Source organism: Acinetobacter guerrae, assembly GCF_009372255.1.
In the GTDB taxonomy this organism is placed as follows: domain Bacteria; phylum Pseudomonadota; class Gammaproteobacteria; order Pseudomonadales; family Moraxellaceae; genus Acinetobacter; species Acinetobacter guerrae.
The window spans coordinates 1-13,840 of the sequence record NZ_LXGN01000007.1; the positions used below are offsets into that span (position 1 = coordinate 1).

General features: G+C 40.2%; 11 protein-coding genes, 1 pseudogene and 1 CRISPR repeat array (1 of these 13 cut by a window edge). Of the genes and pseudogenes, 6 read left to right on the forward strand and 6 right to left on the reverse strand.

The genetic code is table 11. The annotated features are described in order from the left end of the window. Positions 1-257: 257 nt before the first annotated feature. Positions 258-392, reverse strand: a pseudogene (locus A7A69_RS16995) (IS256 family transposase); the annotation flags it as partial. A gap of 54 nt (positions 393-446) precedes the next feature. Here A7A69_RS16995 and A7A69_RS05595 point away from each other — a divergent pair. After that, positions 447-1,154 (forward strand): Smr/MutS family protein, encoded by a 708-nt coding sequence (locus tag A7A69_RS05595; protein ID WP_120369434.1) that lies wholly within the window; start codon positions 447-449, stop codon positions 1,152-1,154. Between the two features lie 127 nt (positions 1,155-1,281). Here the strand turns inward: A7A69_RS05595 and xdhC are convergent, their stop codons facing one another. The 3 genes from xdhC to xdhA are packed head-to-tail and all read right to left on the reverse strand — an operon-like array spanning position 1,282 to position 6,172. Further along, positions 1,282-2,280, reverse strand: coding sequence for a xanthine dehydrogenase accessory protein XdhC (xdhC, locus tag A7A69_RS05600; protein WP_152876542.1), 999 nt, complete (start codon positions 2,278-2,280; stop codon positions 1,282-1,284). Positions 2,281-2,292: 12 nt separating this feature from the next. Next, positions 2,293-4,671, reverse strand: coding sequence for a xanthine dehydrogenase molybdopterin binding subunit (gene xdhB, locus A7A69_RS05605; RefSeq protein WP_152876543.1), 2,379 nt, complete (start codon positions 4,669-4,671; stop codon positions 2,293-2,295). A gap of 1 nt (position 4,672) precedes the next feature. After that, positions 4,673-6,172 (reverse strand): xanthine dehydrogenase small subunit, encoded by a 1,500-nt coding sequence (gene xdhA / locus A7A69_RS05610; protein ID WP_152876544.1) that lies wholly within the window; start codon positions 6,170-6,172, stop codon positions 4,673-4,675. Positions 6,173-6,534: 362 nt separating this feature from the next. Here xdhA and folE point away from each other — a divergent pair, with 362 nt between their 5' ends. The 3 genes from folE (at position 6,535) to A7A69_RS05625 (ending at position 9,196) form a co-directional block, all read left to right on the forward strand. Next, positions 6,535-7,083, forward strand: coding sequence for a GTP cyclohydrolase I FolE (folE, locus tag A7A69_RS05615; RefSeq protein ID WP_171063284.1), 549 nt, complete (start codon positions 6,535-6,537; stop codon positions 7,081-7,083). 154 nt (positions 7,084-7,237) lie between these two features. Next, positions 7,238-7,789, forward strand: coding sequence for a VTT domain-containing protein (locus A7A69_RS05620; protein ID WP_187349177.1), 552 nt, complete (start codon positions 7,238-7,240; stop codon positions 7,787-7,789). Positions 7,790-7,981: 192 nt separating this feature from the next. Beyond that, positions 7,982-9,196: an MFS transporter gene (locus tag A7A69_RS05625; RefSeq protein ID WP_152876545.1), complete on the forward strand. Its 1,215-nt coding sequence runs from the start codon at positions 7,982-7,984 to the stop codon at positions 9,194-9,196. Positions 9,197-9,279: 83 nt separating this feature from the next. Here A7A69_RS05625 and A7A69_RS05630 read toward each other — a convergent pair whose 3' ends face one another. Together A7A69_RS05630 and hemE are read right to left on the reverse strand one after the other, a co-directional pair. Continuing rightward, positions 9,280-10,083, reverse strand: coding sequence for a DUF817 family protein (locus A7A69_RS05630; RefSeq protein WP_187349178.1), 804 nt, complete (start codon positions 10,081-10,083; stop codon positions 9,280-9,282). 7 nt (positions 10,084-10,090) lie between these two features. Next, complete coding sequence (hemE, locus tag A7A69_RS05635; protein ID WP_120369427.1) at positions 10,091-11,164, reverse strand: uroporphyrinogen decarboxylase; 1,074 nt, start codon at positions 11,162-11,164, stop codon at positions 10,091-10,093. Between the two features lie 204 nt (positions 11,165-11,368). Between hemE and A7A69_RS05640 the strand changes: the two genes are divergently transcribed. Continuing rightward, on the forward strand, positions 11,369-12,703 hold the full coding sequence (locus A7A69_RS05640) for a L,D-transpeptidase family protein (protein WP_152876546.1): 1,335 nt from the start codon (positions 11,369-11,371) through the stop codon (positions 12,701-12,703). Between the two features lie 235 nt (positions 12,704-12,938). After that, complete coding sequence (locus tag A7A69_RS05645) at positions 12,939-13,628, forward strand: pirin family protein (protein WP_152876547.1); 690 nt, start codon at positions 12,939-12,941, stop codon at positions 13,626-13,628. A gap of 144 nt (positions 13,629-13,772) precedes the next feature. Beyond that, positions 13,773-13,840: direct repeats of the CRISPR family, unit length 28 nt (it continues 440 nt past the right edge of the window).

Sequence of the window (13,840 nt, forward strand, 5' to 3'; positions counted from 1 at the left end):
GTTTTAATGGGGGCTAATACAAGCATGCACTGATAATATAGAACAGACTATTCCCATTATTTGGAATAGTTTTGACAAGGATGAACTAATAGCCGATATCAAAAAACATGGCATCATGGACAAGAATCAAATTACGTTAAAGAGAAAAATTGCAGCTAAACTATACAAATACAGATACAGTTCTGACTGGAATTCTCTAAAATGTTATTTAAATTAAATACTACATCCGACGCTGTAAAAAATTCTGTTTATGCCATTTAAATGAATGCTTCTAAACGACCTTCAAATTCGATCATAAACAGACTCATAGCAGCATGCCAATTCCGAATTGGCTTATTCTATTTTTCTGGCTCTGCTTCAATCGCTAAATAAATGACTTTACGGACTGAGTTTAAGATCGACTATAATGATCCCAACCATTTTTATTGTGATTTACGATTTCAATCATGAGCAAACACGATACCTCCCTTTCCAAAGCCCAACAGGATTTATTAAAACAGTTTAAAAAACAAATCTCGAATGGTCAGGAAAAAGTGAGCGAGAAGCACACTGCAACCAAGCAACCCATTTACAATGGGCCTGAAACTGAACCTGATGATGACAGTCAGCTATTTAGTAAAGCCCTACAAGGTGTAAAACCGATTGAACACGGCAATATTGCAGATATTAAAACTAGCCGTACCAAGAAAGTCGATGCACAAACATTGGCAAAACGTGCAGCAGCTGAAGGTATCGCTGAAACTGAAAATGCGGAACTGTCAGATACTCAAGCTGTACTCAATCCTGTCGCCAGTCAAGCCAGCTTGAGCTATCGGATTGCCACCTTACAGCATAAAGTCTTTGAAGATTTAAAAGCAGGAAAGTTACGCTGGTTTGAAGCCGTAGATTTACATGGCTGTAACGTTGAACAAGCACGTTCCGCCGTTTTACAGATCATTCAGATTGCGAAAGCAGAAAATCAGAATGTGATTAAAATCGTACATGGCAAAGGCCCAGAAGCGATTTTAAAAACTTATGTAAATGGTTGGCTACGTCAACATAGGGATGTATTAGCTTTTGTTAGTGCGCCTGAAAATCAGGGAGGTACTGGTGCTGTTCTGGTTTTACTCAAACGTGCAGAGAAAAATCCGAAATTTGAGCAAAAAAATAGTTAAAGCATGAGAAAAGCCATCACTTTAAAAGTGCCACAGCCGTATAACATTGTCCAATGAGGCAACATTCCTGTTGCCTAACACAATAGTTAATGCCTTTTCCGCATTCTTATTCAGATAAAGGCCCAGATCAGCGTTTTATATTAAAGAGCTGTAGTAACTGTGCCACAACTGAAACTGCAATAATCGCGGGCTGCTTGGAACCAATTCCCTCAATTCCAATTGGACAAATTAAACGCTGTAGCTCTGTTTGGCTATAGCCTCTTGTCTGCATTCTTTTTTCAAATATCGCCCTTTTACTTTTTGAGCCAATCATTCCGACATAGGCAAAGGGCTGATTTGAAGGTTTTAATGCCTCAAAACACAATTGCAAATCTAACTGATGATCATGCGTTAAAATTAAAACTGCGCCAGAACGATCAAAGTGGGCAATTTCCGCTTCTGGCGCATCAGTACTAATACAATTGATTTGATCGATTAAATCGCGCGGAAAAATATCGTCCCGATTATCCACCCAAGTGATCTGTACACCAATAGGCAATAGGCAACGGACAATAGACTCGCCGACATGACCCGCACCAAAAATCATCACTTTCATGGCATAAGGTTGAACGGTTTGTTTCCATTGCCAAGCCGTATCGGTGTGTTGAAAATCACAGTTGAGTGACTGCGAGAGCTCTTCTACGATAGACCAAGTGGATAGCGACTTATTGGGAAGCTCTTGACTAGAGATTTGGCGAACGATGCGCTGCCCATTCTGCCATGCCTTTTGACAAGTGATAAAATTTTGATTATTACCTGTGGCTATAATTTTTTCAAATAATAGCCACATCACCCCGCCACAGCACTGCCCCAAACGCGCACTTAAATTAAATCTTTCAACAAACTGCTGCCGTTGATCGCTATCCAATAACATGTTTTTAGCAAGATCAATCGCCTGAAACTCCAGATGTCCACCACCAATGGTATCGGACTGTTGGAACTGTTGTTGCGCATCGAGACGCAGCAGCATGGTTGCACCCACTTCTCGCGGTGTCGAACCATCAGCACGAACGACTGTCACCAATACCACAGTGCTTCCCTGCTGCTGCCAACTGACGAAATCTCGCCACCATTGTAAATGTTGCATCTTACTGAATCGCTAGCGCAAGTGAGGCTGTGGTCGCTCAGCTAAGGCATGACCTTGCCCAATCGAAATAGCGCGTAGAATTTCTTCAGCCGTTGCAGGCGCATTGAGTTCAAGTGGCGCATCATCAGGAATGGCAGCTTGTACTGCTTGGCGAATCGCTGAAAATACTGAAAGTGCTAACATAAACGGCGGCTCACCCACAGCTTTAGAGCGATAAATCGTATCAGCAGTATTCTGGTTATCAAATAGTTTGACATTAAATACATGCGGAATATCGACGCTGGTCGGGATTTTGTAGGTCGAAGGCGCATGAGTAAATAAACGTCCTGCATGCGGCCCCTGTGGTTGCCAGTATAATTCCTCCGTGGTTAACCACCCCATACCTTGTATGAAACCACCTTCGATCTGTCCAATATCAATCGCAGGATTAATCGAACGTCCAACATCATGCAAAATATCAGCACGCAATACTTTCATTTCACCCGTTAAAGTATCGATCGCGACTTCACTGACTGCTGCACCGTAGGCATAGTAGAAAAAAGGACGACCTAAGTGATTAACCTGATCATAATGAATTTCTGGGGTTTTATAAAAACCGCTATCCCAAAGCTGCACCCGCGCCATATATGCGCGATTCACCAAGTCAGAAAATGTCCATGATTGCCCGTTACTTGTGGTCACCATATTATTTTCAAAGTGAATATTTTCTACATCGCTTTGACTAATCTCGGCAGCAAGTTTGGCTAAACGTTCACGAATTTTAATACAGGCATTTTGTACAGCTTTACCATTTAAATCTGCACCACTTGATGCAGCGGTCGCAGAGGTATTCGGTACACGTGACGTATCCGTTGCAATTAAACGAACGCTGTCTATTGGCAGTCCTAATTCATGTGCCGCAACCTGACGTACTTTGGTATATAAGCCTTGCCCCATTTCGGTGCCACCATGAGTAATGGCAACTGTACCATCCATATAGATATAAACCAGCGCACCCGCCTGATTAAAATGAACAGCATTAAACGAAATACCAAACATCAAGGGGGTTAGAGCAATGCCACGTTTGACAATCGGATTAAGCCGATTAAATTCTTCAATCGCTTGTTTACGCTTAAAGTAGTCGCTGCTGTGTAAAAGTTCTTCGACCATTTTGGGTGCAACATTATCGCGCACTTCTGCACCATAATGCATATGATCACGACCTTGACCCGGCTTTTCTGCAAAAAAGTTACGCTGCCGCACCAATACAGGATCGCACTTTAGATGACGAGCAATATCATCAATAATATTTTCAATGACAAACATGCCTTGAGGTCCACCAAAGCCACGATAGGCTGTATTGGATACCGTATTGGTTTTACATCGTAAATTACGCAATTGCACAGCATTCAAATAATATGCATTGCCGATATGACAAATCGCACGTTCATTGACTGGGCCAGATAAATCGGCAGAAAAACCACAATTCGATGCCAACTGAACTTTTAAACCCTGTAAGACACCCGAATCATCAAAAGCCACCGACCATTCATAGGCAAAACCATGGCGTTTACCTGTCGAACTCATATCGTCATCGCGGTCTAAACGAAGTTTGCATGGACGACCAGATTTCTGTGCCGCAAGAGAGGCAATACACGCCCATTGTGCCGACTGCGACTCTTTGCCGCCAAAGCCTCCACCCATACGACGCGCTTCAACACTCACTTGATGCATATTAAAACCCAACGCATGACAAATTAGTAATTGCATTTCAGTCGGATGCTGGGTCGAACAATAAACTTTTAAAGTTTGATCTTCTTGTGGAACAGCATACGAAATCTGCCCTTCTAAATAAAAATGCTCTTGTCCACCCAGTTCAATTGAACCAGAAAGTTGATGCGGTGCAGTTTCAAATGCCTGTTCAACTTCACCGTGACTAAAATCAACGGGAGGCAATACCCATGACTGTTGTTTAATGGCTTCCTCAATGCTGAGAATTGGGGTTTCGGGTATATATTCGATCTGCGCCAAACGTACCGCACGGCGTGCCTGCTGATAACTTTTAGCCGCAACGACAAACAATGCCTGACCATAAAACTCAACCTGATCTTTGGCAAAAATCGGGTCATCTTTAACAATCGGCCCCCAGTTATTTTCAATGCTGACATCATCTGCCGTATAAACCGCAAAAACCCCTTCAGCCTGACGCACAGTATCCAGATCAAATTTACTCATTTTACCTTTAGCGCATTGAGAAAAACCGACCACCAGATGCAAGGTATTCTCAAGTTCAGGCAAATCATCAATATAAGTCGCCTGTCCAGTCACGTGTAAATGTGCGCTTTCATGTGGAATCGATTGACCAGCTTTGGCTGATGCTTTTAAACCATTCAACTTGATAGACTGATTCATATTACACCTCCACCAATGCAATTAGGTTTTCGACACGAGTGAGTGTTTGAGCCTCAATTTTTTCCAAATAAAACCGCTGTAGGCAATTTTGAGCCACTTGCAGACGATACGCACTGCTGGCTCGCCCATCACTCAAAGGCTGATAATCCTGTGCCAATGCGATTTGTGCTTGCTTTATCAACTCAGGTGTCATGACCTGACCCAATAAAACTTTTTCGGTATTGAACGCCCGTTTTGGAATGGCTGCCATACCGCCAAATGCAATTTTGATCGATTGAACGATTTTACGCTCATCCAATTCACAACTCAAAGCCGCACAAACGGCTGAAATATCCTGCTCAAAACGCTTAGAAATTTTATAACTCGCAAATTTAAAAGTTTCAGATGGCTCACGAACTGGCACTAAAATCGTTTCGACAAATTCACCCACTTGCAAAGCAGTCTTTTGATAATCCAAATAATAATCAGCCAAAGTTAATTCACGTGTTTGATCACCATTTCGCAGACGCAACTTGGTATCGAGTGTGATTAAAGCTGGCATTGAATCGCCAATAGGAGAACCATTGGCAATATTACCGCCTAAAGTCCCTGCATTTTTGATCGGCATTGAAGCAAAACGGCGTTGTAATTCAGTAAAATCTGGATAAATTTCAGATATCTTAGCAAGTGCGTCGCTTAAGTTCACATTTGCACCAATCTGCAAAATATTATTCTCTATTTTGATGTGCTTTAATTCTTCAACCTGACCGATATACAACATATCGCCCAATTGTCGACCAAGCTTAGTGATCCACAACCCAACATCGGTACTGCCTGCAATAATTCGCGCTTGTGGATATTGCTGACGCAATGCAGCAAATTCCTGCAAGGTTTTAGGAGCAAAAAACTGCTGCCCCTGATAATTCAATCTTAAGGAAGCTAAGGCATGAATTTCGTTCAATACGTCAATAACTTTTTGACGTTCCAATTGCACACGTGGGTATGCATAAGCCCTTTGCACTGCATCTAAAATTGGTCGATAACCCGTACAGCGACACAAATTACCTGAAACATAGTCGCTAATTTTGTCTTTACTTGGTGCTTGTGTTTCATTTTCATACATCGACCATAGCGACATTATAAAACCTGGGGTACAAAAGCCGCACTGTGAACCATGCTGTTCAACCATTGCCTGCTGTACAGGATGTAATTGTCCCGTTTGTACTGGCAATAATTGCTGTAAATCTTCTACTGTATACAGTGCCTTGCCATCAAGTGTTGGTAAAAATTGAATACAGGCATTGACACTGCGAAGTTGTAATTGACCTTTAATCAGTTCACCAATCACAACCGTACATGCACCACAGTCACCTTCGGCACAGCCTTCTTTAGTCCCTGTTTGACGAATTTTTTCAGCAGAAATATATTCACGTAAATATTGCAAAACCGTAGTCGTTGGAGAGACTGCTTCAACTTGCTGGCGTTGTCCTCTAAAATAGAACGTGATTGGACGTGCTGACATTTTCGATCCCATTAATTTAAAACATCCTGACGATACATTTAGGCAGCAAATTAAATGCCATCTCCCTTGTTACTGCTCGATTTCAGTCTATTTTAATAGTGTGTATAAGGCTTTACATATAACTGAATAATCAATTGAAATCAGATAATTCCATACTTAGTTTTAACAGACTTTTAGGCTAAAAATGCATAAAAATTTCGTATTAGCTGAAATACTAACCGTACCAGTAATGAATTTTATTCAGCTTATTCAAATGAACCGTCATTGGAATAAATATCCTGCAAAGTTGCATGACCCATTTCTGCATTTTCTGATACAATGCCGAGCTTGTTTAATAGAGTAAGCCAATACGTCTTATGTCAATGCAGCAATCCTACGCAAATATTCTGACCGCAGTTGGTGAGGATTTAAATCGTCCTGGGCTTAAAGATACGCCTATTCGAGCTGCCAAGGCATTTTCTTTTTTGACCTCTGGCTATGGTAAAACACTGGAAGAAGTGACCAATAGCGCCGTTTTTCCATCAGATAACCATGAAATGGTGCTGGTGAAAAATATTGAATTTTATTCGCTATGTGAACATCATCTTCTACCTTTCTATGGTCGTGTCCATATTGCCTATTTGCCTGAAGGCAAAGTATTAGGTTTATCTAAATTCGCCCGAATTACAGAAATGTTTGCTCGTCGTTTGCAAATTCAGGAAAATCTGACTCAGCAAATTGCAGAAGCGGTTCTTGAAGTGACACAAGCACGCGGTGTTGCTGTCATGATTGATTCAGCACATATGTGTATGATGATGCGTGGTGTTGGCAAACAGGAATCTACCACACGTACTGTTTCTTTCTTAGGTGATTTTAAAACTGATAAAGAAGTTCGACGTGAGTTTTTAAGCGCTGTACCAGAAAGTTATTAATTTGTTTCAATATTTTATAAAGAAGAAGCCAGAATTTATCATATATTCTGGTCATTTATTGGGTCTTTGAATCTCTTATAGAAACTTGTATAAGGATCAAGAGATAAGCTTTAAGACCCTACATTAACGAAGTAATGATAAAGGTAGATCGTTAGTGGAGTTTTTCAATTTTTTACTTGGTTTTGAACATTACCTGCCTATTTTGATTCAAGAATATGGGTTATGGATTTATGCCATTCTGTTTCTAATTATTTTTTGCGAAACTGCTTTTATTTTCATGTTTTTTTTACCCGGAGATAGTCTACTTCTTGCTGTTGGAGCACTTTGCGCAACCGTACCGATGATGAATCTGGGTTTTGTCATCATTTTGCTTTCTATCGCCGCGACACTCGGCTATATGGTGAATTATCATATTGGCCGTCGCATGGGTGTACGTGTTTTTGAAATCAAGTCACGTTTTATTAAACATGAACATTTACTAAAAACCCATGCTTACTTTAAACGTCACGGCGCTATTACCATTTTGGTCGCTCGATTTATTCCTTTTGTGCGTTCTTTTGCGCCCTTCGCTGCGGGTTCTAGCGTGATGAATTATACTGTTTTTTCAATGTATAACATTATTGGCGCTTTTGTCTGGATTGCATTACTTGTAACCGCTGGGTATTTGCTAGGTCATACCGTTATGTTTATTGGTGATATAGAATAATTCTGATGTGTTATAAAATCAGCTTGATCATTGCCACAAAACATGGGATATTCTGCCAAAGCATTAGTTAAGCAATTTATCGTTTGACTAAAATCGTAAGCGTTCACGTTAACCAACGCATCTGTTCCAATATTTTTAAATAGTGGAAGTGGGTGCATGTGTCTATACGGTATCCCTTCTACGGAGTATCTAATGACACAAATTGATCATCCCATTACAATGACAGTCTCCACTTTGGAGAATGAAAAGAAAACACTTTATCCTTTAGTCATTGCGCTTTTTTTCTCATATTTAACGATTTCAGCACCTCTTGCGGTGATTCCACTTTATGTTCATGACCAACTTAATCTAAATAATTTTTGGGTCGGTATTGCAGTGGGCACTCAATTTGTAGCCACAGTTTTAACACGCCCCTATGCAGGTCGCATTGCCGATCAGATCAGTGCAAAACGTGCAACTTTACAAGGAATGGTTTCTCTACTTGTGGCGGGGGTGATTTATATCATCGTTTTTTTTCTTCCGTTACCCATCGTTTTTAAATTTATATTGCTGTTAGTGGGGCGTTTAGTTCATGGTTATGCTGAAAGTTTATTGGTCAGTGGACATTTAACTTGGGGACTTGGATTAGTAGGACAAAAAAAAGCAGGCAAACTACTTTCTTTCACTGGAATGTCCATGTTTGGAGCACTCGCAGCAGGTGCACCTTTAGGATTATGGCTGTACGAAAGTTATGGGTTTTATGCCGTTGCACTGCTTATTGTAGCTTTACCCCTCATTTCTTTAGTGATTGATCTATTTATTCGTGCAACACAACCACACACAGGTACTTATCCGCCACTCAAACAAGTCATTCAATACGTGTGGCGTTTTGGTCTGGTTTTGGCATTACAAGGCGTAGGCTTTGCTTGTATTGGAACATTTGTCGCACTGTATTTTAAACAACAGCAATGGGCATATGCAGGTTATGCACTGACCTTTTTTGGTCTGGCTTTTGTGGCGGTGCGTATTTTCTGTGGGCATTTAACAGATAAAGTTTCAGGATTTAAACTGGTTAAATATTCATTGATGATTGAAGCCATTGGCCTATTTTTATTATTTGTATCGCCACGCGTAGAAGTTGCATTGCTAGGCGCAGTAGTTACAGGTGCAGGGTGTTCTTTAATTTATCCTGCATTAGGCGTAGAACTGATTAAAGGCGCACCCGCTCAAATTCGCGGTACCGCAATGGGGGTATTTTCTGCCTGTCAGGATATTGCCTATGCGATTTATGCGCCTATATTTGGCTTAGTCGCACTTTATCTGGGCTATCCATTCGTCTTTATTGTCGCTGCATTTTGCGCACTTTTAGGTTGTCTGATTAATATCTACACCCGAAAGTTTGCCCAGCAAACACAAATCAATCCATAAAATAGGGGCACTCAAGTGCCCTATAATTTTCATTGAAAGTATGATAAAAATTCTTTTAAAAAGACTCAAGATAATGTTGAATTTTATTGAAAGTTATTCAACTTCCAATGACCATTATGACTTCGACTTCCCAGTATTTTCAGCACCAAAACCAAACTCAGCAATAATAATAAATACCATGAACCAAGTTTGCCCCATCCCACCATATGCCAAGCATTGACCTGACTTGGATAGAGCCAAATTTTATAAAAAGTACTAATATTTTCTGCAATCCAGATGATAAATGCCAAAACTAAAAGTACGGGAAGCATTGGCAATTGATATGTTTTTCCAGATAAATAAAAATTTAATCTGGTTTTCCAGAAAATAATGACACTCCAGACAAACAAGCTATAGCGCAGATCTGGAATAAAAAATTTGCTCATAAAGTTAACATATGAACACAATGCCAATGCCAACATATTGCCAAAACGTGGCAAAGCCTCAAATGACATTTGATATAAACGTAAGGAACGAGCAAAAAAACTTCCCACTGCTGAATACATAAAGCCAGCAAAAAGTGGAACTGTCCAAAGTTTAAATATGGCAGGTTGTGGATATTGCCATGAAGCAATCGAAGGATGCGTGAGAAAAATTTCCATCACCATTGCCATGATATGAAACAAAGCGATGACTTTGGCTTCAGCCCAAGATTCAAGCTTTAGATAAAGTAAACATGCCTGAATAACCAAGGCATAAAAAAGCAGATAATCATAGCGATAAAAGCCAAGATAATCATGACTCCCCATCGGTGCAGTAAGCACAAATGCGAGCAGTAATAAAATACCAAACAAGGCAGCCGAAGCTGCCTTAAAACAAAAATTAAAAACGAGACTCAGGACGTGCACAGAAAACCTATTTTAAGTATTTGGCGCTATATTCATGTACGGTATCAACAAAAATTTTCGGTTGGGTTGGATCAACCCATTGTGTGATACCATGTCCTAAGTTAGCGATATAACCTGTTGTTTCACCATTGGCATAAGCATCATCCAGCATGGCTTTGACAGACTTTTCAATGGATGCTCTAGAGCCATACAACACCGCAGGATCCAGATTCCCCTGCACTGCTGCACGTCCAGCAATAGTTTGACGTGCAACATTTAATGGTGTTGTCCAGTCCAGACCAAAAGCATCTGCACCTGTTGCGATCATTGGCTCCAACCATTGACCACCACCTTTGGTAAATAAAATTACAGGAATACGGCGCCCCTCTTTTTCACGTTGCAAACCTGCAATGATTTTTTGCATATAGTTCAGTGAAAATTCAATATATTCACGATGCGCCAAAGCCCCACCCCAACTATCAAAAATTTGAATCGCTTGGGCACCTGCGTCAATCTGTGCATTTAAATAATCAATGACAGCGACAGCAAGTCGATCTAACAAGGCATGTAAAACTTCTGGCTGCGCATACAGCATATGTTTGGTATGACGAAAATCTTTACTCGAACCACCTTCAATCATATACGTTGCAAGTGTCCATGGACTTCCAGAAAAACCAATCAAGGGAACTTGACCACCCAACGCAGAACGAATGGTCGATACCGCATTCATGACATAGTCCAGATCAGACTTGGCATTGAAGTTAGGTAAATTTAAAACATCTTGTTCTGTACGAATGGTCTTTTTAAACTTTGGCCCTTCGCCTGCTTCAAAATAAAGTCCTAAACCCAATGCATCTGGCACGGTTAAAATATCTGAAAATAAAATGGCAGCATCTAAATCATATCGGCGTAAAGGTTGTAACGTCACTTCACAAGCAAAGTCTGTGTTTTTACATAAAGATAAAAAGTCACCTGCTTTACCCCGTGTTTCACGATATTCTGGTAAATAACGACCCGCTTGTCGCATCATCCATACAGGTGTGGTATCCACAGGTTCACGCAATAAAGCACGTAGAAAACGATCATTTTTTAAGGTCGTCATTTACTTTCTCTATCTCAATTTTTATTGCATGCATCATAACAAAAAGGTTTGCTATTTAATAACTTCTAAGTAGGATAAAATTCAGATTGAGCAAGATAAAAATGGATAACTACACAAAAGAACTACTGCATCGTGATGTATTTTCTGTAATACTTGCCAAGTTTTCTGTCCTAACTATATGAATAATTCTTAAGGTTGAATTACATGTTTGTTCGCTCTTTGCTCGCTTTGAGTCTAACCTGTATTATGACTGGCACAGCGTTTGCTGCACCTACGGCCGAGCAACCGTTAAATCCCAAAGTGATTCACACTCAATCTGTTCAAGATCCGATTGATCCACTTGCCATAGAACATAAGCCTCTTTCTCAAAGTTCATCTTCTGCATCTAGTCCTGTATCTTCACCTGTTTCAAATGCAGCGTCTAGTCCTGCTGCAAATGTTGCTGCTGCATCTAGCTCTGCTAGCTCAGATCAGGCACAAATTAGCACTCAGGAAGAACATGACCTGAATCAGGCATCTGCTACTTTGCAAAATCTGGAAAATAGTGAAACCAAAAACGCAGATACTGGTATTGCACCAACTCCTGCGCAAAAAACTGCCCAGACTACAGCTACAGCCAAAACACAAGGTGGCAAAGCATCATGGACTCTTGATGGTTTAAATGCTGCAGATTGGTATGAAAATATCGGGCGTGGTCAATTTCCAGTGTATGCACGCGCGCAAGTCATGCTCAATAATGCACATGCATCTCCTGGCGCAATTGATGGCACCAGTGGTATGAACACATTGAAAGCCCTTTCATCTTTCCAGCAAATGAATGGTTTAAAGCCGACTGGTGAATTGACCAAAGAAACATGGGATGCATTAGTGGCAAAGCAGAATAAATCTGCTTATGTTGAATACACATTGACCGAAGATGACCTCAAAGGTCCTTATGCCGCATCTATTCCACACGACTATGCCTTACAAGCCAAAATGAAAGGCTTGTATTACACCCGTGTTACAGAAATGTTAGGTGAAAAGTTCCATATGGACGAAGACTTTTTGAAAAAGTTGAATCCAAAAGCCACCTTTAAAAAAGCAGGTGAAAAGATCATTGTTGCCAATGTGCGTAATGACCTTCCAGAAGATATTCATTTGATTATTGCGCATAAAGGTGCGCGTCAATTGTATCTATTTAATAGTCGTAACCAGATGATCGCGTCTTTCCCTGCGACGATTGGCAGTAGTGATACTCCATCTCCAAAAGGAACCTATAAAGTAGTGGGTGTTGCGCGTAATCCTTGGTATAGCTATTCACCAAGTAATTTTGTACAAGGTAATAACTTAAAACCACTTTCATTACCGCCTGGTCCAAATGCACCTGTAGGTAATATCTGGATTGGTTTAAGCAAAAAATCATTTGGTATTCATGGTACACCGAACCCATCTGCTATTTCTAAAACTGCATCGCATGGTTGTATTCGTTTAACAAACTGGGATGCCAATGATTTAGGTAATAAAGTTAGCAGCGGTGTCACAGTCAAATTCCTTGAATAAAATCAATTAGCCCGTTTAAAGCCTGCATGTAAATGTGGGCTTTTTTATATTCCAATTTTATGTTTATCAATTATTTTGATGCTTTTTATTGTTCTATTATTTTTAGTAATTATAAAAATAATATAAAATCATTTCATAAATAGAACAATTTGTTCCAATACTGGTGTTTTTACTTTGCTGAGGGATTGCTACTATGTGTTCATGCAGTAAAACATAAGAATTTGGGAGGTGCAGAATGAATGTATATCTACATCGTAGTGAAAACCGTGGTCATGTCAAAGCAGGTTGGTTAAACACCTATCATAGCTTTTCATTTGGTAGTTGGTACGACCCTAAGTATATGGGTTTTGGTCCTCTCCGTGTGATTAACGATGATACCATTGCCGCACATAATGGGTTTGGTACACATCCACATGACAATATGGAAATCTTAACCTATGTGACCGATGGCCGTTTAAGCCACCGAGATACAATGGGTAATGAAGAACATATTACCGCAGGTGAATGGCAGTTGATGAGTGCTGGGACAGGTGTTGCACACAGTGAGTTCAATAATACCGACGAGCCTGTGCATCTGTTTCAAATCTGGATTCAACCCAATGTACGTGATGCTGAACCAACGTATCAACAAATTAAACTGAATCCACGTGATCAACCGAATGAATGGCATTTGATTGCTGGGCCAAACGAAAATGCGCCGATGCATATTCGTCAAAATGCGGAAGTGAAAGCTGCCGTATTGGAAACTGGTAAAGAGCTAGAAATGACCAAGACTCAAAAGCACAATTATGTGCATGTGATCAAAGGTCAAATTATGATTGAAAATCAAATTGTTAAAGCAGGTGATGCTTTGTTGTTTGATGAAAAAACTTCAATCAAAGCACTTGAAGATAGTGAAATGATCTGGTTCGATTTACCAGCATAATCTCATCAAATAAACGCACTGTTTCGCCAGAAGCAGTGCGTTTTTTGTTTATATAATTTCTTTTTTAAATCATTTTACGATCGGTTAGATTCCATATTCTACCCTCATGAACCAATCAACTTAGCTTGTTATAAATAGTTTGTATTTGTAAATGACTTATGTCGCCATGAACTGGAGCATGGGCTGCTCTTGATGCGATGGATCTTTCTAAA

What these genes read in the sequence shown, in the direction of transcription:
- xdhA (WP_152876544.1), bottom strand. Translation starts at nt 6,172, where the DNA reads ATGTCAGCACGTCCAATCACGTTCTATTTTAGAGGACAACGCCAGCAA.
- A7A69_RS05640 (WP_152876546.1), top strand. Translation starts at nt 11,369, where the DNA reads ATGTTTGTTCGCTCTTTGCTCGCTTTGAGTCTAACCTGTATTATGACT.
- A7A69_RS05625 (WP_152876545.1), top strand. Translation starts at nt 7,982, where the DNA reads ATGACACAAATTGATCATCCCATTACAATGACAGTCTCCACTTTGGAG.
- A7A69_RS05645 (WP_152876547.1), top strand. Translation starts at nt 12,939, where the DNA reads ATGAATGTATATCTACATCGTAGTGAAAACCGTGGTCATGTCAAAGCA.
- xdhC (WP_152876542.1), bottom strand. Translation starts at nt 2,280, where the DNA reads ATGCAACATTTACAATGGTGGCGAGATTTCGTCAGTTGGCAGCAGCAG.
- folE (WP_171063284.1), top strand. Translation starts at nt 6,535, where the DNA reads ATGCAGCAATCCTACGCAAATATTCTGACCGCAGTTGGTGAGGATTTA.
- xdhB (WP_152876543.1), bottom strand. Translation starts at nt 4,671, where the DNA reads ATGAATCAGTCTATCAAGTTGAATGGTTTAAAAGCATCAGCCAAAGCT.
- hemE (WP_120369427.1), bottom strand. Translation starts at nt 11,164, where the DNA reads ATGACGACCTTAAAAAATGATCGTTTTCTACGTGCTTTATTGCGTGAA.
- A7A69_RS05595 (WP_120369434.1), top strand. Translation starts at nt 447, where the DNA reads ATGAGCAAACACGATACCTCCCTTTCCAAAGCCCAACAGGATTTATTA.